18 protein-coding genes and 1 pseudogene are annotated in these 18,927 nt (G+C 70.8%); 10 read left to right on the top strand and 9 right to left on the bottom strand.

What is annotated here, in order from left to right; translation table 11 throughout:
- Positions 1 to 101 precede the first annotated feature (101 nt).
- Positions 102 to 638, bottom strand: a complete 537-nt coding sequence (locus tag ACIRO3_RS35290; RefSeq protein ID WP_404143663.1) for a hypothetical protein — start codon at positions 636 to 638, stop codon at positions 102 to 104.
- A gap of 938 nt (positions 639 to 1,576) precedes the next feature.
- Between ACIRO3_RS35290 and ACIRO3_RS35295 the strand changes: the two genes are divergently transcribed.
- The 3 genes from ACIRO3_RS35295 (at position 1,577) to ACIRO3_RS35305 (ending at position 3,711) form a co-directional block, all read left to right on the top strand.
- Positions 1,577 to 2,476: a hypothetical protein gene (locus ACIRO3_RS35295; RefSeq protein ID WP_404143665.1), complete on the top strand. Its 900-nt coding sequence runs from the start codon at positions 1,577 to 1,579 to the stop codon at positions 2,474 to 2,476.
- A gap of 65 nt (positions 2,477 to 2,541) precedes the next feature.
- Positions 2,542 to 2,724, top strand: coding sequence for a hypothetical protein (locus ACIRO3_RS35300; protein ID WP_404143667.1), 183 nt, complete (start codon positions 2,542 to 2,544; stop codon positions 2,722 to 2,724).
- 423 nt (positions 2,725 to 3,147) lie between these two features.
- On the top strand, positions 3,148 to 3,711 hold the full coding sequence (locus ACIRO3_RS35305; RefSeq protein ID WP_404143669.1) for a DNA-binding protein: 564 nt from the start codon (positions 3,148 to 3,150) through the stop codon (positions 3,709 to 3,711).
- A gap of 12 nt (positions 3,712 to 3,723) precedes the next feature.
- Here ACIRO3_RS35305 and ACIRO3_RS35310 read toward each other — a convergent pair whose 3' ends face one another.
- The 5 genes from ACIRO3_RS35310 to ACIRO3_RS35330 form a co-directional block, all read right to left on the bottom strand.
- A complete protein-coding gene (locus tag ACIRO3_RS35310; protein ID WP_404143671.1) occupies positions 3,724 to 4,557 on the bottom strand; it encodes a sugar nucleotide-binding protein in 834 nt (277 codons plus the stop codon).
- A 70-nt stretch (positions 4,558 to 4,627) separates the two neighbouring features.
- Entirely contained in the window at positions 4,628 to 5,095 is a 468-nt protein-coding gene (locus tag ACIRO3_RS35315) for a GNAT family N-acetyltransferase (RefSeq protein ID WP_404143673.1), read from the bottom strand.
- Between the two features lie 64 nt (positions 5,096 to 5,159).
- A complete protein-coding gene (locus tag ACIRO3_RS35320; RefSeq protein WP_404143675.1) occupies positions 5,160 to 6,482 on the bottom strand; it encodes a UDP-glucose dehydrogenase family protein in 1,323 nt (440 codons plus the stop codon).
- Positions 6,483 to 6,579: 97 nt separating this feature from the next.
- Complete coding sequence (locus ACIRO3_RS35325) at positions 6,580 to 7,812, bottom strand: hypothetical protein (RefSeq protein WP_404143677.1); 1,233 nt, start codon at positions 7,810 to 7,812, stop codon at positions 6,580 to 6,582.
- A 59-nt stretch (positions 7,813 to 7,871) separates the two neighbouring features.
- Complete coding sequence (locus ACIRO3_RS35330; RefSeq protein WP_404143679.1) at positions 7,872 to 9,170, bottom strand: aminotransferase class III-fold pyridoxal phosphate-dependent enzyme; 1,299 nt, start codon at positions 9,168 to 9,170, stop codon at positions 7,872 to 7,874.
- Between the two features lie 212 nt (positions 9,171 to 9,382).
- Between ACIRO3_RS35330 and ACIRO3_RS35335 the strand changes: the two are divergent.
- The 4 genes and pseudogenes from ACIRO3_RS35335 to ACIRO3_RS35350 form a co-directional block, all read left to right on the top strand.
- Positions 9,383 to 9,595 (top strand): annotated as a pseudogene (locus ACIRO3_RS35335) (helix-turn-helix domain-containing protein); the annotation flags it as partial.
- A 129-nt stretch (positions 9,596 to 9,724) separates the two neighbouring features.
- Positions 9,725 to 10,762: an XRE family transcriptional regulator gene (locus ACIRO3_RS35340; RefSeq protein ID WP_404143715.1), complete on the top strand. Its 1,038-nt coding sequence runs from the start codon at positions 9,725 to 9,727 to the stop codon at positions 10,760 to 10,762.
- A 191-nt stretch (positions 10,763 to 10,953) separates the two neighbouring features.
- On the top strand, positions 10,954 to 11,694 hold the full coding sequence (locus tag ACIRO3_RS35345) for a hypothetical protein (RefSeq protein ID WP_404143681.1): 741 nt from the start codon (positions 10,954 to 10,956) through the stop codon (positions 11,692 to 11,694).
- Between the two features lie 709 nt (positions 11,695 to 12,403).
- Positions 12,404 to 12,985 (top strand): hypothetical protein, encoded by a 582-nt coding sequence (locus tag ACIRO3_RS35350; RefSeq protein WP_404143683.1) that lies wholly within the window; start codon positions 12,404 to 12,406, stop codon positions 12,983 to 12,985.
- A gap of 398 nt (positions 12,986 to 13,383) precedes the next feature.
- Here the strand turns inward: ACIRO3_RS35350 and ACIRO3_RS35355 are convergent, their stop codons facing one another.
- Positions 13,384 to 13,617 carry a hypothetical protein gene (locus ACIRO3_RS35355; RefSeq protein ID WP_404143685.1) on the bottom strand — a complete coding sequence of 78 codons (234 nt, stop codon included), beginning with the start codon at positions 13,615 to 13,617 and terminating at the stop codon, positions 13,384 to 13,386.
- Here ACIRO3_RS35355 and ACIRO3_RS35360 point away from each other — a divergent pair.
- The 3 genes from ACIRO3_RS35360 to ACIRO3_RS35370 all read left to right on the top strand — a co-directional run bounded on the left by ACIRO3_RS35360 (position 13,616) and on the right by ACIRO3_RS35370 (position 15,838).
- Positions 13,616 to 14,857 carry a helix-turn-helix domain-containing protein gene (locus tag ACIRO3_RS35360; RefSeq protein ID WP_404143687.1) on the top strand — a complete coding sequence of 414 codons (1,242 nt, stop codon included), beginning with the start codon at positions 13,616 to 13,618 and terminating at the stop codon, positions 14,855 to 14,857. The genes ACIRO3_RS35355 and ACIRO3_RS35360 overlap by 2 nt on opposite strands.
- Positions 14,858 to 14,936: 79 nt before the next feature.
- Positions 14,937 to 15,566 carry a hypothetical protein gene (locus tag ACIRO3_RS35365; RefSeq protein ID WP_404143689.1) on the top strand — a complete coding sequence of 210 codons (630 nt, stop codon included), beginning with the start codon at positions 14,937 to 14,939 and terminating at the stop codon, positions 15,564 to 15,566.
- 68 nt (positions 15,567 to 15,634) lie between these two features.
- The gene (locus tag ACIRO3_RS35370; RefSeq protein WP_404143691.1) at positions 15,635 to 15,838 is read left to right on the top strand and encodes a hypothetical protein; all 204 of its coding nucleotides are present in this window, start codon (positions 15,635 to 15,637) and stop codon (positions 15,836 to 15,838) included.
- Positions 15,839 to 16,140: 302 nt separating this feature from the next.
- Here ACIRO3_RS35370 and ACIRO3_RS35375 read toward each other — a convergent pair whose 3' ends face one another.
- Positions 16,141 to 16,644 carry a hypothetical protein gene (locus tag ACIRO3_RS35375; protein ID WP_404143693.1) on the bottom strand — a complete coding sequence of 168 codons (504 nt, stop codon included), beginning with the start codon at positions 16,642 to 16,644 and terminating at the stop codon, positions 16,141 to 16,143.
- A gap of 1,947 nt (positions 16,645 to 18,591) precedes the next feature.
- A partial coding sequence (locus ACIRO3_RS35380) for an FG-GAP repeat domain-containing protein (RefSeq protein ID WP_404143695.1) occupies positions 18,592 to 18,927 on the bottom strand: 336 nt, incomplete at its 5' end.

Genomic DNA, 18,927 nt, shown 5'->3' on the forward strand with positions numbered 1-18,927 from the left:
CCCGTCCGCGAAACGATCGCGTGCCGAGGCGGACGCCGCGGTGAAGCGTCGGCTGAGCTCTTCGATCGGCTCGGACAGAGGGTGTCAGAAGCCGTAGCCGGCTACCGATATGTGCTGTGGCAGAGCTGGGTGGTAGCCGGACTCGTGACCCCGTGCGAGGAACGGCAGAGCTCGGCCATGGAGACACGACCCGCCCCCGGCGCCGCACACGGGCGCGAGCGCTGGGGAACCACCGGCTTCGACGAACCCACGCTGCGCGGCTTGGCCTTCGGCTTCGGCTTCGGCTTCGGGGCGTGGCCCTTCGGGTTGGACCGCTTCGCCTTCACTGGCAGCCGCTCCGGCTTCCGTACCGTAAGCACCCCCGAGCCCGATCCGTCGGCCTTCGCCGTGCGGGGCTCCTGCCGGCGGGTGCGCGGTGCCGACGGGCTGTCCTCGGGCACGACCACCACGGCAGGAGCGGGCGGCCGGCTGGTGGGCAGCGGCGTCAGCGGCAGCGCCTCTCCCGCCTCTCGCGCGGGGGCCGGGACCGAAAGTTTCGTTCGGTCCAGCGGGGACTTGTTGTCGACGGGGGTGACGGAGACGCACCCCGGCGTGGCCAGGAGGACGGCGAGGAGCAGGGGGAGAGTCCGGCGCTTCACATGATCACTGTCGCGCACACCGGACGTGGCACTGCCGACGGCACGCCCGGCCCTGCCGCCCACGACGGACGCCAACAGCTTCACACCGTCAACGACTCCGTGATCTGACTGCCCGCTCAGGCGGTGGCTCGGGTGGGCAGGGCGATGACGGCGGCGGCGGACGCCCGGTCGAGGGCGGTGGAGAACGTCTTCGCGACGATGGTGGCCTCCTTGCTCATGGCCTCGATCTCCGCGACGGCCAGAGCGTCGGCCGCGGTACGGGCCAGGAGGTCGAGCGCTTCGTCGTTGCCTTCGACCAGGCGCTGGATCTGCTTAGGTCTGGTGACACAGTGAGGCGATGGCGGGGCTTGTGACGCCGTGGGCCGCGCGACACAGCTCTCTCATGTCCCCGCCTCCCGCTCCGGGTGTGGGTCGGGCCGGGCGGTGCGGCATTTGGGCAGGGTGGTTCGGCCGCGCCTTCGCCTTGGCTTGGGGCTTGCCTGCGGGGCGCGGGGCCCGCTTCGTTGCGGTGGCACGGCGGGGTCCGGTGGTCCTGCGGGGCGCGGACACGGTGTGCCGGACCTGGCCGGGTGCGTTCGCGGTCCGCTGCGGCGGGGCCGGGTCCGTGGTCCTGCGCGGGAGCGGGCGCGGCCGGGGCGGCGGGCGTGGGCTCGGGCAGGAGGGCGAGCGGCAGTGCCGCTCCGGCCACGGGCCGGGCGGGCAGGTGGCCGGCCGGGTGCTTGTGATCCGCCGGTGCGTGGGTTCCAGGAGGCGGGGTCGACGATGACGCATCCGGGGGCCGTGAGCAGGACGGCGAGGGGCAGGGGCAGGGACCAGCGGCGCATGCCGCCACCGTGCCGCACGCAGGCGGCCCCGCTCGCCAGACGGCCCCGCCCGCCCCTCGGATGGGTGACATCTCGGGCACTGCCGGGCCGGGCCGGCAGTGCGGGAGTCGTCCAGTGCGGTGGACCCTGGAGGGCGAGGAGGGAGGCCAGGTGATGTTGCACCCGCCGGTGGAGCCGATGTTGGCGCAGGCCGCCGAGGTGATGCCGCCGGTGCGTCCGCTTGGTTCGGGGGTGGCGTATGAGCAGAAGTTTGACGGTTACCGGGCGCTGGTGTTCACCCCGGCCGGGCCGGGTGGGCGGGTGCTGCTCCAGACCCGGCGCGGCGCCAACGCCGGAGCCGACTGGATCGGCATCGAAGGCCCGCTCGGCAGCCAGATCATCGTCTCCGGCCAGCGCGGCGTCGAGTGCGAGACCGGCTACCCCGCGTGCCACCACGACGGGTGGGGGGTCACCTACAGCCCGACCGGAGAAGCCGAAGACCACGAGGAGATCTACTCCGGTCCAGCCGCCGCCGACCTGGACACCGACACCGCCGCAGCCATCACCGCGATCTGGGGCGCACTCCGGGACGTGTACGCCTCCAACGGCCTGGCGACCGTCCACACCTACATGGACCTCAGCGAACACGTGGATGCCCCGACGGACATCGACCGAGGCGCGGAGCTCGTGGCAGAAGCCGCCCGCGATCACCGACGCGAAGCGCCCGCGCAGGCCGCCTTCACCGACGCCGTCTGCGACGTCATGCACGCCGCGACCGCCGACCAACACGACGCCGCCGACATCCTCCACCGCGCCCTGACCTACGCCCGCACCACCGAGCGACCCGCCCCCGTCGACGGACCGGACGACACGGCATTCGCCGGTGCGATCGCCGACCTGCTCGCCGCGTCCGCACACCACATCCCGAACGGATGCGCGTGGCACACGGCCTGCGACGCGCTCACGCAGTTCACCGACGAGGCCGCGCCCCACCCGCTCACCATCCCCCAGCAGCACAGCACCAGCAGCGCCTGACCCACCTCGCCCGGCCGGAGACCCCTCCGGCCGGGCAGCACCCGCGACGACCAAGGAACGCTGCCATGACCTGGATCTTCCCGCGCTGCGGACGATGCGGCACCGGCCACTACACCCAGCTCGACCGCACGGTCCGGCTCCACTGCACCAACCCCCACTGCGACCACTGGATCCTTCCGCGCGAACTGGTCGACATCGACGCGTGGAAGTTGCACGACGGCCACGTCGTCGTCCGCATCACCGACTGACCCGCGCCCGCCCGGTCGGAGCCGCGAGCCCCAGCCGGGCGACCCGCGCCCGAAACGAAGGCGCGATGCGACGGCCGCCCGGGGGCCGAACGCCGGGCGCGCACGCCGCAGTCAGTGGCAGGCCGCCGAGCGGCACTTGCCCCGTCGGACATCTCCCGGCGCGCACGCCGGTGGCCCACTCCGATCCCCTGGCAGCGCGGGAACGCGGCGGCCGGCCCAGGGGCCGCAGACGAGCGCGCACGCCGCCGTCGGCGGAGGTCTCCGGGCGACGGCTGGTCCGCCAGCCACCTCCCGGTGCGCAAACCGCAGTGCCCGCGGCGCGCCCTCCTCCCAACCCCAACACCCGAAGGGTTCGGCGTACGGCACGCTGACCCCGTCCCACAGAAAGCGAGCGACACGATGATCCCCCACGGACGCCCCACCATGACCGAGGACGACATCGCCACCGCCAGCGGCCTGCCCGTGTACACCTGGCGGCGCCGCCACGGCGCCGACTTCCGCGCCCGCGTCCCCGTCCTCAACCCCGGTGAGAGGCTGCGCCTCTACGACGCCGCGCAGGCCACCGCCTACATCAAGGGCGCACGCATCCCCGCGAGCCAGGCCGGTGGCGCGGCCCACCCCGACGACCTCCTCAGCGACAAGGAGGCCGGGGCCGTTCTCGGTATCGACGCCACCACCGTCCGCGCGTACGCCACCACCGGCTACCTCCCCGCAGGCACCGAGCGCCACGGCCGAACGTGGTGGACGCGCCGAAGCATCGCCGCCCGCCGCGATTCCGCAGACCAGCGTCACCACAACCCCGGCCGACAGCCCGGCGATCCCCGCAACAGAGCCCCACGCCACCGGCACGATCCCCGCGTCACGGAAGTCGCCGCCCTTCTCCTCCTGGGACAGGTGAACACCGCCGAGATTGCCGAGCGCTACCAGGTCGGCCAGCGGACGGCGCAGAGGCTGCTCGCTGCGGCCCGAGCGCGCCCCGAGAGCTGACGGCCCGTGGGGTCAGATGGCGAACCCGGGCCGCAGGAACTGCCGGGCCCCGCGCAGCATGGTGCGCAGACCTCGCTCGGTGGCCCGGCTGTCGAGGCGTACGTCGAGGGCGCCGGGAAGCCTGCTTTCGGCCCGCAGACCGGTGGGGAGCTGTGAGGCGTCGAGCCCGTCCCGCTCGGCGATAAGGATGCCCAGCTCGTGGCGGCTCACTGCGTCGGGGCCTGCGAGATGGTGGATTCCGGTCGCGTCGGCGTCGGCCAGCTCCAGGAGGGCGGCGGCCAGGTCCGTGACGTGGACGGGGCAGCGGATGTCGTCGGTGAACAGGACGCCGTCGCGGATGCCGTCGGCGAGTTCGTGCACGATCCTCTCGTGCACCGACTGCCCGTGGCCGATGATCAGTGATGTCCGGGCGACCGTGGCCTTCGGGTGCACGGCGAGGACGCCGGTCTCGGCCGCGGCCTTGGCCGCGCCGTAGGCGGTGAGGGGGTCGGGGAGGCTGGACTCGTCGTAGTGGACGTGTGCCCCGGAGAAGATTGCGTCACTGGATACGTGGACTATGCGGGTTCCGTACTTCGCCGCGGCCATCGCGAGCCGGATGGGGCCCTCTGCCGTGGTCGGCCAGTGGGCCGATCCGCTCGATGCGTTGAGGACGAGTTGCGGGCGGACCTCGGACAGGACGACGTCCAGGCTTCCGGCGTCCCGCAGATCGAGGTGGCGCCACGCGGTGGGGGAGGCGGAACCGGGCTTGGTCGCGTACGTCGCGACGGTCGTATGCCCCGCTGCTCTCGCCTGCCGGACCAGCTCGGTCCCGAGGAAGCCGCTGCCGCCGACGATCAGAACTGTCATCGCGCCACCGTAGACCGCCTCCACAACGATGAAGGCGGTCACCCGGGACTTCGGGTGACCGCCTTCATCGTCAGCGTGCGGGTGGAGGCTGCCATAGGTATAGGACATCCGGCTCGCGTTCATCGTTGCGCAACCCGTCCGTCCGCTCGACCGCGATGAAGCCGTGCCGCTCGTAGAACCGGTGCGCTGAGGTGTTCACCTGGAACGTCCACAAGGTCAGCCCGTCCGGCTGCTGCTCCTTGGCCAGGTTCATGAACTGGTCACCGAGTCCCCGTCCGCGCCACGGGGGGTCGAGGTAGAGCTGTTTCAGGTCCTCCCCGTTGAGGACCATGACCCCCACCACGTTTCCTGCGCTGACCGCGACCCAGGTCTCGTACCGCGGCACGAGCACGCGCGCGAACCAGTCGTGTACGTCGGCGTCGTCGTGCGCGCAGCGCACGGTCGGCAACGCTGCGGCGAAGGAACGCAGCCACACGTCGGCCGCGGCGCGGGCGTCGGCGTCGCCGGCGCGGCGGAGAACAACGTCGTTGCCGGGCATCGTGCGGTACCTCCGGCGATCCAGGGGCTGATGACGTGGTACGAGGCTTTCGCGCGGCGCGGTGCTACTTGCCGGGGCGTCCGAGCTGGTGGACGGTCCAGCCGGCCGTGCGCCAGGGCTCTGGGTCCAGGGTGGTGCGGCAGTCGACGAGCAGGGGACGGGCCGCGCGGCCGGCCAGGTCCTGGGGGTCTGCCTGGCCGTATTCGGGCCATTCGGTGGCCAGGACGACGAGGTCGGCTCCGTCGACGGATGCGGGCAGGTCGTCGGTGTAGTCCAGTTCCGGGTTGCGGGTCATGGCGGTGGCCACGGCCTGCGGGTCGTGAACGGTGACCGTGGCGCCGGCCTGCTGGAGGGCATGGGCCAGCGCGAGTGCGGGGCTTTCGCGGACGTCGTTGGTGCCGGGCTTGAACGCGGCGCCCCACACGGTGATCTTTGCGTTCTTGACGGAGCGGTCGCCGAGGGCGTTGCGGATGAGGTCCATGGCGACGTCGGTGCGGGACTCGTTGATCTCCTCGGCGGCGCGCAGCAAGGTGGCGGCCCGGTCGGCGCCGAGCTGGCGGGCGGAGGCGGTGAAGGCGCGGACGTCCTTGGGCAGGCAGCCGCCGCCGTAGCCGATGCCCGGCCGCATCCCGCCGCTGCCGATCCGTGGGTCGATGCCGAGGATCTCCACGATCTGGGAGACGTCGCCGCCCGCCGCGTCGCACATGTCGGCGACGGCGTTGATGTAGCTGATCTTCAGGCCGAGGAAGGTGTTCGCGGCGCCCTTGGCGAGTTCCGCGGTCTGCGGGTCGGTGACGAACAGCGGGACCCCGGCGTCGAGGATCGGGGCGTAGACGGCGCGGATCGCCTTCTCGGCTTCGGCGGTGGTGAGGCCGGCGATGAGCCGGTCGGGCCGCAGCGTGTCCTCGACCGCGTGGCCCTCGCGGAGGAACTCCGGGTTCCAAACCACCTCCACCGCGGTGCCGGCCGGGGCGAGGCGCTGGGTGAGGGCGGTGACCTGGACTGTGGTCCCGACGGTGACTGTGCTCTTCCCGACGATCGTGCACGGCCGGGCCAGGTGCGGGGCGAGCTGGCGGATCGCGCCGAAGACCTGTCCGGTGTCGTAGGAGCGGCCGTCCGCGTCGATCGGCGTGCCGACACCGATGAAGTGCAGCTCGGCGAACTCGGCCGCCTCGCGGATGTCGGTGGTGAAGCGCAGGCGTCCGCTCGCGGTGTGGGCGGCGAGCAGCTCGGGGAGGCCGGTCTCGTAGATGGGGCACTGGCCGGAGTTGAGGCGGTCGACCTTGGCTTGGTCGACGTCCACGCCGATGACTTCGTGACCCAGTTCGGCCATCGCCGCGGCGTGCGGGATGCCGAGGTGTCCGCAGCCAATTACTGAAACGCGCATTCCTTGACTCTCATCCTGGGAGGGGCACCGCGTGGCGGGGCCGGGGAACGAGCCCAGAGGCTAGCGCCGTTCCCCGGCCCTCTCTTTCACGCGCTGGTCACGTGGGGTTCAGCATCTGCTCCAGGCCGCTGATCGCGTCGGCGGCCGTCCGCCGTACGACGACGTCGCCGGTCTGCGGGGCTTCCAGCGGGTAGGCGAACCAGGAACCGTCCGGACGGGGGAATCCCTCCGGGTCGACGAGGAACACCTTCAGGCCGGCCGCGCGGGCCCGCTTGGCCACCCACCGCCGGTCGGCGTGCAGCCCGATCACGACCAGGGCCTTCGCGTCGGGGTGGAAGGTGACCGGCGGGATCCGCTGGTCGTAGCGGCGCATGAATTGCTCCTCGAACCCGGCGCGGGCGCCGAGCGCGTCGAAGTTGTTCGTGATGAACGGGCCGACCATGTGCCCGGCCTCTTCCATACGCTTGAGCGCGCGCATGGCCGGGGTGACCTCAGCGTTGAAGCACGCCCGGTACATCTCCGACAGCTCACACACCTTGTCCTCGGTGTCGAGGAACATCTCCGCGAGCAGCGGGTCCCGCCCCGGGGCGAGCACGAACGTGAAGCCCTTGCCGAGCTGCTCGTCCTCGATCTCGTTGACGTGGTACATCGCGTGGAGCCGGTGCAGCGGCGGGATCCCGGCCTCGTAGGAGACGCCGCAGCCGACCTCGACCTGGAACGGCAGGAAGTCCGTGAGCTGCGCCAGGTCCTCGGCGTAGACAGGCTTCCCGGGGGTGTCCTTGACCCGGACTCCGTGGGTCAGTACCTCCCACGGGCGGCGTCGGACCGCCCGCGGGGGGAAACAGTTGGCGGATGTGAAGACGGTGTCGATGACCTCGTAGTCGGCAGGAAGCCTGCGGCCCGCCCGCAGGTCCTCGGGGTGCTCCTCGACGCGGAGCATGTGGACGCGCAGGTCACCCAGCTCGAACCGGCCCGCCCCGATGTGCTTCCAGCCGCCCTCGGACAGCATCGCGTGGTTCTGCTCCCACGCCTCCTCGATCTCGGACCGTGGCGCGGCCACCGAGTGGTACAGGTACATCTGCGTCATGGCGATGGCCGGCGCGGCCGTGGTGTCCACGAGCCCGTACTGGTGCCAGTAGTGGACGATGCGGCGACGCGCGTCGCCCTCGCCCGTCCAGCCGGAGTTCTCGGCGGTCTCCTCCTGCTGGTTGCGCCGCCAGATGCCCTCCTCCTCGAAGCGGGGCCGATCGGCGCTCACGCCGTAGAAGTCGTTCCACCTACGGATCTGGGCCTTGTCGAGCTGGTCGATGACCGTGACGGGAAACTGCATGTCGTGTCCTCGATCTCTGAGTTGAAACGGTCCGTCCCCATGAGCGGGGTGCGGGTGGGCTAGCTGAGGGCGGCGACCGCGTCGGTGAGCGCGGTGGTCAGGAAGTCGACGTCGTCGTCGCTGGAGTTCAGAGGGGGCGCGACGACCATGCCCTCGCTGCGCGGGTCACCGGCTCCGGTGAACGGGTAGAAGAAGACGCCGCGCCGCTCGCACTCCTCCATCAGCGACCAGAGCAGGCCAGGAGCGACCTCCACCCCGTACAGGTGGCCGACGCCCCGGACCTCCCGCACCGGCGCCCGGCCGGTCAGGGACCGCAGCGACGTGCCCAGACGCTTTCCACGCGCGGTGAAGGCGCCGAAGTCCATGGCCTCCAGCTCGTCCAGGACCCCCAGGCAGGCCGCCGCCTGGAGCGGGTGGGTGGCCATGGTCCCCATCGCGGGCAGCGGGTCCACGCCCTTGCGCCGCAGCAGCGGCGCGATCTCCGGCGACACCAGCACCGCGCCCACACCGGTGTAGCCGGCGCCCAAGCCCTTGGACAGGATGACCAGGTCGGGCTCGCACCCGTCCCAGTGCTGGCTCGCCAGCGGTGTACCGGTGCGCCACAGCCCGGTCAGGACCTCGTCGTGGATGACCAGGACGCTGCGCTCCCGGCAGATCTCGGACACCCGCCGTAGGTAGCCGTCCGGGGGCACGAAGGCGCCGCCCGTGGTCCCGTTGATGGGCTCGATCAGGACCGCGGCGACATTCTCCGCGCCCCTGCTGTCGATCGCCCGCGCCACTTCCTCGGCGCACGAGACGCCGCACCCGTGCTCGTCGTGGGCTTGGCCGTGTGTTGGCGGGTAGGGCGCAGAGAAGGCGGGGCCAAGGCCGTAGCGGTCTTCGGGACGGGGGTTGCGGATCTGGTTGCCCGCGACTCCGAGGGTGAACATGCTGTTCCCGTGGTACGACAGGCTGGACGTCAGGATGTCCCCGCGCCGCTTCCGGTCACGGACCCGCACGATGTTCCGTGCCAGGCCCACCGCGACCTCCACGCCGAGAGTGCCGCACGTGGTCAGCGCGACGGAGTCCTCCTGCCGGCCCACCGCTCGGCACAGGCGGTCCATCAGTTCCATCTGGATGTGGGGCTGGACGACGGCAGCGCCGCCGAACGAGTAGCGCGAGAACTGCTTCTCGATGCGGGCGAAGACCGCGGGGCTGCCCTGTCCGACGTTCGCGCACAGGAGGCCACTCGATCCGTCGAGGATGCGGCGCCCGTCGGCACGGTGCAGCCAGGGCCCGTTCGATCCCACGGCCTCGAAGTCCGGCAGGGGCCTGGAAGACGTCAGCAGACGGTCGCGCTGCGGCGCGTACTGATCCACGGAGAAGTCCCTTCTGAGGAGTGCTCACAGGGGCGGGGAGTGCACGGCGTTGGTGAACCGCCGCAACTCCAAGACCACCGCACCAGGACGCGGTACAACAGTCAGTAGCCATAGGGCTGCAAGGAGTTTGCATCTCGTGCAAGTACGGACGGCCGCGTCCGAGCCCCCGCTCACCGGGGACCACGCAGCCTCGGCTACACCGGGACGGGATTATGGACGCAGTTCGAAAGTCACAGGCGACACCCCGGGCGGCAACACCCGGCGAGGTGGTCCGCAGAGCACGCAGAACCCAGGGCATGACCCTGGCCACGCTCGGATCGATGACCGGCTACTCGGCCGCCCAGGTATCCCGCTTGGAGCGCGGAAAATCGAACATGGCAGACCTGTCCGTGCTCCAGAGATTCGCCCAGGCACTCGGCATCCCACCCCAGGACCTCGGCCTCGCCCCGACTACGGGCGCCCTTCCGGACCCGCTCAGTCAGCGAACCGGGCCGTACCCCAGCCTGCCCGCCCCTACCCTGAGAACCCCAGGGCACGACGACGGAGAGGACCCGGTGCGCACGCGAAGGCAACTGCTCGCGAACTTGGCGATCACCGCGGCGGCCGCCATGGGAGCCCCCCTCGCCGGCGCCACCCCGGCCAAAACCGACGAGGCGCAACTCGGCGAGACGCTCGTCGCGGGGCTGCGCGACGCGATGCTGGGACTCGGCAGCGCGGCCCCTGACACGCCCCCTGAGCGCCTCTCGGTGGAACTGCACCGCGCCTCGGCGGACTTCAACGACTGCGCGTACTCCAGCCTCGCCCTACGGCTCCCACGCCTGATCTCCGCCGGGCACCAGTCCACCGGCGGCAACTTCCCCGTGCTGGCGCAGGCCTACCTCCTGGCGACGCGCATCCTCATCAAGCTCGACGAGCCACAACTCGGCTGGATGGCAGCCGACCGCGCCCGGCAGTTCGCCTCGGCCGCCGGGGCACCCGTCGCGGCAGCGGAGGCGGCCCGCCAGCAGGCCGTCCTCGCCCGAAAAGCGGGATGGCACGACCAGGCCCTCACCCTCGCCCTGAACGCCGCCGACGACCCAGCCCTGCGCGAGCTCGGAAACGCCGGGATCGCCCAGCGCGGCCTGCTCGTCCAGTGCGCCGCCTACACCGTCGCCCACCAACGCGACCAAGCCGGAATGCGCGAGCTGACCAGCGAGGCCACCGCCATCGCCAAGAGCCTCGGCACCGTCACCCACCTTCGGGACACCAACGGTGGGTTCAGCTGGGCCACCGTGCAGCTCCACCTGATCTCGGCGGAGAACACCGCCGGAGATCCCTCGGCCGCCATCGCCGCAGCAGACGCTCTTGCCCCCCAGGCGCTTCCCACCACGGAGCGGCGCGCGCTCTACTTCACCGACCGCGCTAAGGCCTTCGCGCAATGGGGCCGACGAGACGAATGCATCCGCGCCCTCCTCCAGGCCGAGTACTGGGCCCCGCAGGAAACCCACGCCCGCCCAGCCGTGAAGTCCCTCGTCTCCGGCCTGCTGCTCTCAGGGCGCACCACACCTGAACTCCGAGGCATCGCCGCCCGCACCGGAGTCCTGCACAGCTAGCTGAACTCTGAATTCGCCCTCGCACTCCTCACCGCCGAGACGGGGCCGGTCACCGGGAGACGGCATCACGAGTGCCCACCGACCTGCCGATGCCGAGACACGGCACCCGCCGCGACCTCTGAATGGCCAGGACCGCACCCCCGTGTGCCGAAGCTCCCCCGGCCGGGTTCGTGAAGCGGGACACTGGCGTCATGTGGATGGGGTTCGACAAGAAGGAAGCCAAGGCCACGGTGGAAGGCGCGATTCCGTGGCTCGCGCCCACGGGCAAGCTCACCGTGGAGGCGTTGCGGAAGCTGGACCGGCCGCTGCTCGCATGGGCCCCGGAGGGGGAGGCGTACCGGTTCGAGTCGGCCGCCTACTACTCCGAGTACGCGGATGAGCCGGGCGGGCTGTCCCCGCTGGAGAAGAAGGTCGCGGCCCTGCCCCCGCGGCCGGAGTGGACGATGGAGCGGATCTGGACACCCGACGAGGAGTCCAGCGAAGAACAGCACACCGCGTACCACAAGGCCAGCGTCACGATCGGAGGCCGTCTCCTCCACCCGCGGGATCTGGACTCCTACGCCGCCTTCGCGTACGAGTACGCCGGCCTCGACGACGAAGACGCGGACGACGACCTGGACGACGAGGACGGCCAGGGCCAGCCGCGCGTCACCGGGGACCTGGAGGCGGCTCTAGCCTGGGCGGCCGCCGGCGTCTGCGTCCTGCAGCAGTCCCTGCCCCACCCCTTCCGCGACGTCCTGCGCTACGCCGACACCGACAACCGCCCCGCCCACCGGGTGCTCTTCGCCTACGCCCAGCTCCTGCGGATCAAGGACCCGGCCAAGGCCGCACCCTGGTTCACCGCGCTGGTCTACCTCAACCCAACGGACAACCTCGGCGCACGCTTCTGTGCCCCGGGCGGCCCCTCAGACCGATTACCTGAACCCGTCTGAGACAGTCTCGCCGGGCGGACTACCGGTATGTGCGGTAGCAGAGCTGGCTGATAGCCGGACTCGTGACCCCACGCGAGGAGCGGCAGAGCTCGGCCATGGAGACATGACCCGGTACCGGGGCCGCGTTCGGGCGGGAGCGCTGGGGAACCACCGGCCTTGACGTACCTGCTCTGCGCTTCTTGGCCTTGTCCTTCGGCTTTGGGGTGTGGTGCTGCGGGCTGGACCGCTTCGCCTTCACCGGCAGCCGCTCCGGCTTCCGTCCTGTCCGCATTCCCGAGCCCGCTCCTTCGGCCTTCGGTGCGTGGTGCTGCTTCTGGTGGGGGCGTGCGGCCGACGTGCTGTCCGCGGGTAGGGGTGCGATCGCCACGGCAGGGGCGGGTGGCCAGCTGTCGGGAAGCGGCGTCAGCGGCAGCGCCACACCCGCCTCCCGCCCGGACGCTGGGGCCGGGACAGAGACCGGCGTGCGGTTCCGCGGGGGTTTGTTGTCGGTGGTGGGGGTGACGGAGACGCACCCCGCCGTGGCCAACAGGATGGCAATCAGCAAGGGCAGGGTCCGGTGGCGCATCCGACTACTTTGGCGCACCCGGGCCACCGGGCTCCCCCGGCACGCCCTGCGAAGCGCGGCCACCACAGCGATCGACCGCGGCACTCCTGCGCGGATCTGCCGGTTCGCCTGCGCCGCTTGCTGCGCCTCGCCAGAATCAGCGCCATGCTCGACTGGATCCCCGCATGGGGAAGTGCCGCACTGATCTCGGTGGCGACGACCATCTTCACCGGCCGCTACATCCTGCCGCTGCTGGAGGTCCGCAACCGGCGCTTCCAAACGAAGATGCAGGCACAAGAGAAGATCACCACCAACGCCCTGTCCATCCTGACCGCCGTGATCAAGCTGCGGGAGGTTCAGGTTCCCGACGGCGTCACCGACACGCTACGGGCCGCCCTCACCGAGGAGCGCGACAGGTGGCATCGGCAAGTGGACGAGGCGACCCGTCACCTCACCGACCACGCGCAGGAGTTCGTCTTCACCTTCCGCGGTCCCATCGGAGTCCTGGGGATGCGCTACTGCGGGACGGCCCGCATGGTCTGGATCTCTGACCGGACCGAGGAGACGAAGCTGCGCCACCTCCTGGAGATCACGGAGCACTTCCACACCCTGTTCTTCGGCAGCCGCTGGCGCCTGCGTTCACGCGTACGGGCGATGGGCGAGCTGCAACGCCTGATGAGCGTGATCGAGGAAGAAGGCCGGCCGCCAGTGCCCCAGAGCCGCACGGCACCGGCCGTCGAGGGGTGACCTGTACCCCGACGGATCGATCTTCAGAAGAGAAGCGACAGTCGCCACGGCCTGTGATGGCTACGCTGCTCCGGCCGCTGAACGCGCAACGCAGAAGCCCGGTACGGGCGACAGGGGAAGGGAACACTCAATGGATTCGAGCTGGAACACCGTGAGCCCAGTCGAGCATGAGGCACCCCGGCGGGCCGCCTGATGAGGGCCCTCGGCGTCGGTGGCGCCGTCGCGTCCGTGTCGGCAGCATTCTGGGCTGGACTTCTCGTCGGGCTCGACACCGCCGCCCCTGTGCGCGAATCGGCGACGGTCGCCATGTGGGCGTCGGCCGCCGTCGCGGCCGGGTTGCTCGGCGGCATCCCCTATGTGCGATGGTCGGCGGCCCGAGAAGCGGCCCGAATCCGAGGCTAGGCCGGCGGATCCGGGGCCGGGAGTTCGGTGCGCAGCGCTCCGTGCCAGCGGATCCACAGCGCGGGGTGCCCGCGCGATGCCTCGTGCAAATTCTCCGGCCCGCCACTGGCAGGGGGTGGAGACTGCTTGCGGACGTAGTGGCCGTCCCTGTTGGGCAGTTGGCGTATCCGCAGGTCGCCCGTGGGGAGTACCGTCCGGGTGAGGAGTCCAGAACGGAGAGGTGCCGTCATGACCCATTCCCCTGACACCGGCATCGGGGCGCGCGTGCGTGTGGCCCGGATCGCGGCAGGCCTGACGCAGGCGGAGATGGCCGGTCTGGTGGGCCGCTCGGAGCGCTGGGCCGAGGACGTCGAGGCCGGCCGACTCCCACTGGACCGGTACTCCCTGATCACGGCCGTGGCCACGGTATGCGAGGTCGACGTCGTCTGGCTGCTGGGACAGCCCTACCGGCTGCGCCGCGAGCAGGGCTCGGCGGTCCCGCACGTGCCCGCGCTCCGTGCCGCGCTGCGCCGCTCCTCGCTGATCCTCTCCGGCCACCCGGGTCTCGTGCCGTCCGGGCCGACCGCCGACGTCCAGCGAGTCCGGGACCAGGCCGCGGCGACCAACCGGCACCGCCAGGGCGCGAACCTTCCCGCGGTCGCCGGACTCCTTCCCGCCCTGCTGGAGGACCTCAACACCACGATCCTGATGCACGAGCGCGGCACCGCCGAGTGGGACGAAGCCCTGCGCCTCTTGGTCGACGCCGCCCGCAACGCCCGCCAGACCCTCAACCAGACCGGCTTGCCCGATCTGGCGTGGGTGGCGGCGGAAGTCGCGGCCGGGGCCGCGACCCAGCTCGACGACCCGATCGTGAAGGCCGCCGTGGCCTGGGACCGGTGCGGCGCTCTGCTCCATCAGGGCTCGGCCCGGGAGACGCAGGCGGTCGCCGACGCCGCCCTGCGCGACCTGGAGCCGATCTCCGCGACGGGGGACACCGACGCCCTCGTGCTGGAAGGCGCTCTGGTGCTCCGTCAGGTCGTGGCCTGCGCCCGCGCCGGCGACGCCGACGGAGCCTGGAGCCAGGCCACCCGCGCGCTGGAGGTCTCCGAGCGCCTCCCGGAAGGACATCACGATCTGCGGTGGCAGACCGTGTTCTCCCGGGCGAACGTCCTGGTCCACACGACCGAGGCCGGCGTCGAAGTGGACGCCCCTGACACCGGGCTCTCATTCGTCGACGACATCGACGTGGCGGCGATGCCGAGCCGGGAACGCATCACCCACTACCGGATCGACGAGGCGCGGGCGATGCACCGCATGGGCCGCTCCGGCGAAGCCGTGGTCACCCTGCGGACGGCGGCGCAGCGCGCCCCGCACTACGTGCACGCCCACCCGATGGCCCGTGAGCTCGTCGGCGACATGGTCCGACGGGGCGTTCCGTCGCAGGCCGCCGCCTTGTCCGGGCTGGTGCGCGGGATGGAACTCGTGTCCTGACATCGGGGCGCATATGCCAGTTGGGCAGCCTACAGAATTCCTGTGGGTCGCCCTTCCTGTTGAGCGGGACCCTCGTGTCGTGACCATCACCTACGGTTCCCAACCGGGCACGGGGGGCGACATGGGCGACATCCTGCACGTCCTGCACGGCCGCGACACCATCGAGAGCGCCGCCGCCTATCACCGGCTCGGCTGGCCCGTCGCGATCGGCCACCGCCAGCGCACCGGCTCCGGCTGCACCTGCCAGGACAGCCCCACGGCGACACCCTGTGTCACCCCGGGCGCCCACCCGCTCGCCGGGGCCGTGGAGCCGCTGGAGAGGGGTGACCTCACCGCGGCGTTCGAGTCCGCACCCGGCGCCGGAGTCATCGTCCCGTGCACGCACTTCGACGCCCTGGTCGTCGGCCACGCCATCGGCATGGGCGTCATGCTCCGCGCCGACGCGACGAACCTGCACATCCCCTGCCTGACCGCCGGGCACACCACGGCGACCCTGCTCGTGGAAGCCGGCACCGGCACCCTCCTCGCCGACTGCCCCCAGGTCGACGTCCGCACCGGACCCACGGCGTGGGTGGCGATGCCCCCTTCGTACGGCATCCGCTGGGACACGGCACCGGACGACGAACTCCCCATCCCGCCCGCCCGCGCCGTACGCCCGCACCTGGCGCAGGTGCTCAAGCTCACCCTCGCCGCCCGCGCACAGGGATGACCGCGGTGGCCGGCCGAACGGGACACCGTCCCGGCGCGGTGTCCGCGCCGTACCAAGTCGGAGACGTGGTGCGCGGACCCGAAGTCCTTCCCCCGGGCGACTACCGCACCCCGCCCATCTACGAGGGAGAAGTCGTCCAGGTCGGCAGCGGCTGGAACGGTGTCGACGCGGACAACGCCTACCTCTGGGTGCGCCTTGCGGACCGCTCCGAGCGCCGCCTTGCCATAAGGGGCTGCGCCCTGGTCCCACCATCCGAGCGGTCCGCCCCGTGAGACCCCGCCCGAGCCGGGCGGAGTGATCCACCGCAGCAGCCACCGGCCGCTCAGGACTGTGCGGAGTACCACCACGCCATTACCTTCGTGGGGGACCTGCAAGCTGAGGCCTCCCGGGTGACCGGGCTGGGCCCTGATCTCCAGGTGCCCTGTCAGACGAAATGCCCCGGCAGGCACTCAACCGTTGACCGGCTGCGACGAGCGGCCGCCCGCCGAACTGCCGAACGCAAGGCGCAATCGATGAATAGCGGGCCCGAAGAGACCGCTGGCTGAATCCGGCTCCGTGGACGACCAAGGGCCGATCAAGACAGCGGCCCCTTGAGTTCGAGGACGCCTTCATTGAGCTGGATCAGCCCGACGTCGTACAGGATGCTGGGAGGCGTGAACCGGGCCCCGGGAATCTTGACCGGTTCTTCGGTGAGCAAGACCCCCATCTCGGAGGTGGTGCTTCCCGCTGTCCAACGCAGGCAGCGCTCGGCGCTGCTGCGCCGGGCGGGCACGAGGTGGGCCTGGTGGCGGGAGGCCGACCACCAGAGGTTGGCGCGGGTCAGGAGGGCGCTACGCAGGTTGGTGGTGGCGGTAGGTGCCCAGTGATGGGCCATGGCGCTCTCGCTCCGCGTCATCTGGCCCTGTGTCCAGACCGGCTGACGGCGGTCTTGCGTTTCCTCGTTCTGGCGCGAGACGCGGACCTCGTCCTCCAGGAGCATCTGCATGTCGCGCAGGGCAACCCCGCCGACGTTTTCACGGATTTCGAGGCGGGCACCGGTTGGCAGGTGGCGGAGCAGCAACGCCTTGCGGGTGACCAAGATGCGGGGGAGGGGGAGATCCCCCGCATCCCGCTGCAGTACGAGCGCGCTGTCCTCGCTGGCGCGGTGGTTCGGGAGAATCTGCGCACCACCGCTACCGCCGTGCGGGGGCCGGGCGTACGACGTTGCCAAACCAGCAGGCGGCGATGCCCAAGCTGCTGCTCGCGTCCCTGGCCGCCGACCTTGAGGACCAGGAGCCGGAGCGGGGCCCCGGGGGGCGATCGACATGACGGCGATGCGGTCTTGAGGGAATCCGGCACGGACGTGGAGGCATTCGACCTCACTGCCGAGCGGCTGCGTCATCTTCAGGTCGCCTCCACCCAGGCGGCCGACGACTCTCGCGCCCGCGCGGACGGCCACGCCGGACGAGACGAGGCTGGCCCGGTGCGCCAGGACGACCAGCAGGGGCATCGCCCGCAGGAGCCCGGACCGCACCGGGCATCCCGCCCTTCTTCTCGGGGACCTTCCGGGAGTGTCACGACAGGGGGGTGTCTGACCTGACCCGCTGGCTACCCCAAAGGCTGAGGAGCGAGGCTGAAGGTGTGGATGTTCCTGACGGACACCGCAGTGATGGCCCCGCAACCGACCCGCCCGTTACGGAACTTCGTCGGCACATCACGCCCCGATTGCCCTGCCAACCGTGCACGGGCACGTGAGTCGGGGGATTAAGGGCGAGACGCGGTACGGGTCAAGATGTGCCGCTATGCCCGGAATCCTGCTCCTTTGAGTTGATGAGCTGGCGGTACCACCACATCGTCTCGGATTCACGGTGGTGCAGACTGCAGTCGCTATCCCGGCAGGAATCCCGGTGGTGTCGGGCGGCAGCCTGCGCGAGTTCCATCGCTGCTCGGCGACGGTCCCGCCGGGTAGGGGAGGACGGCCGCGTGTCGACGTGAAGGTGTCGATACCACCACAGGATCGACCGCTCGTCGTGTTCCGGGAGGCAGTCTGGATCGGTGCAGCCTCGGATGTGGTGCCTCGCAGCCTGCCAGGCGGTGATCAAGCGTAGTTCCGACAGTCGCTTGAGTGATGCCCCGCGCAGGGGGACCCGCTGGTGAGACTTCACGACGACCCCGGACATTTTCTGTGTGGTGATTTCTGTCGGCCCGGCCGTGGCAACCCGGTGATCATGGTGCGTTGATAGTGCAGCCGGGGCAGGACCGGGATACTCCCAGAAGGGACGCTCGGCGAGTATACGCCCCCCTATTTGGGAGTCCTTGTCTCACCGCTTGGACGTTCACCCGAGGGGCATCGTGGGGACTCTACCTGGAGGGGAGTAGATCCCTCAGTGGGGTGAGCCGGCGGCCTGGCTGTCGGCTTCTGTAGCGGCTTACAGCCGGCAGGCCGCCCCTGGCGAAATGTCCACTTGTGACGCACCGGGTTTCTTCCGTGGTCCTGGGCGGGGCGGGAAGTGTGCCGGAGACCTGGCGGCGGTGGTGCAGCTGCGTCGTACGCGCTGCTCGGGCTGCAAGGTCACGCACGTGCTCCTGACGGAGGCACTCTGGCCGAGCCACATTCCCTGAGTGCGTCGACACTGGCTGCAGATGCTCGCCCTGACCGGCTCGCCCCTCCTCTGGGAGCCCCGCCGCCTGCGCCGTCGACTGTCCTCCGCCACCGCCCAGCTCTCGCATCGCTGCCCTCCGGTGGCACCTGGGGTGACCCGCCACTTACTTTTGCCGGAAATGATCACCAGAGGGATACAGCGGCTCGATGCCCTCCCAAACCCGGCTGACCAAAGCGACGGCCCGTCCCGACGAACTCGAACCACCCGCCGGAACCGTGTGCCTCGGCGCACACCCGACGCGACAGCCGGGCCATCGCCCTGCCCGTCAGCGACCCGACAAGCCGAGACGGGCCGCCGGAGATTCCGACGGCCCGCCACGAAAGGTCGAGGCTAACTACCGGGCCTTGGGTGAAGGCCCTTTGCCCTGATCGAGGCCGGTTGGGTCACGCCGTGCCGTAGCCGCTGCTGATGGTGTGGAAGTTGGTGAACCCGTTGCCATTGCTCTGGCCCATGACGATGGTGCCGTCATGCTGGAGGCCGAGGATGTCGGCCTTGCCGTCGCCGGTGACATCGGCGAAGGTGATTCGTCCTTCCATGCCCTTGTAGCCGCTGCTGATGGTGTGGAAGTTGGTGAACCCGTTGCCGTTGCTCTGGCCCATGACGATGGTGCCGTCGGCCTGGTGGCCGAGGATGTCGGCCTTGCCGTCGCCGGTGACATCGGCGAAGGTGATTCGTCCTTCCATGCCCTTGTAGCCGCTGCTGATGGTGTGGAAGTTGGA

The organism is Streptomyces sp. NPDC102278, from assembly GCF_044766345.1.
Classification (GTDB): Bacteria; Actinomycetota; Actinomycetes; order Streptomycetales; family Streptomycetaceae; genus Streptomyces.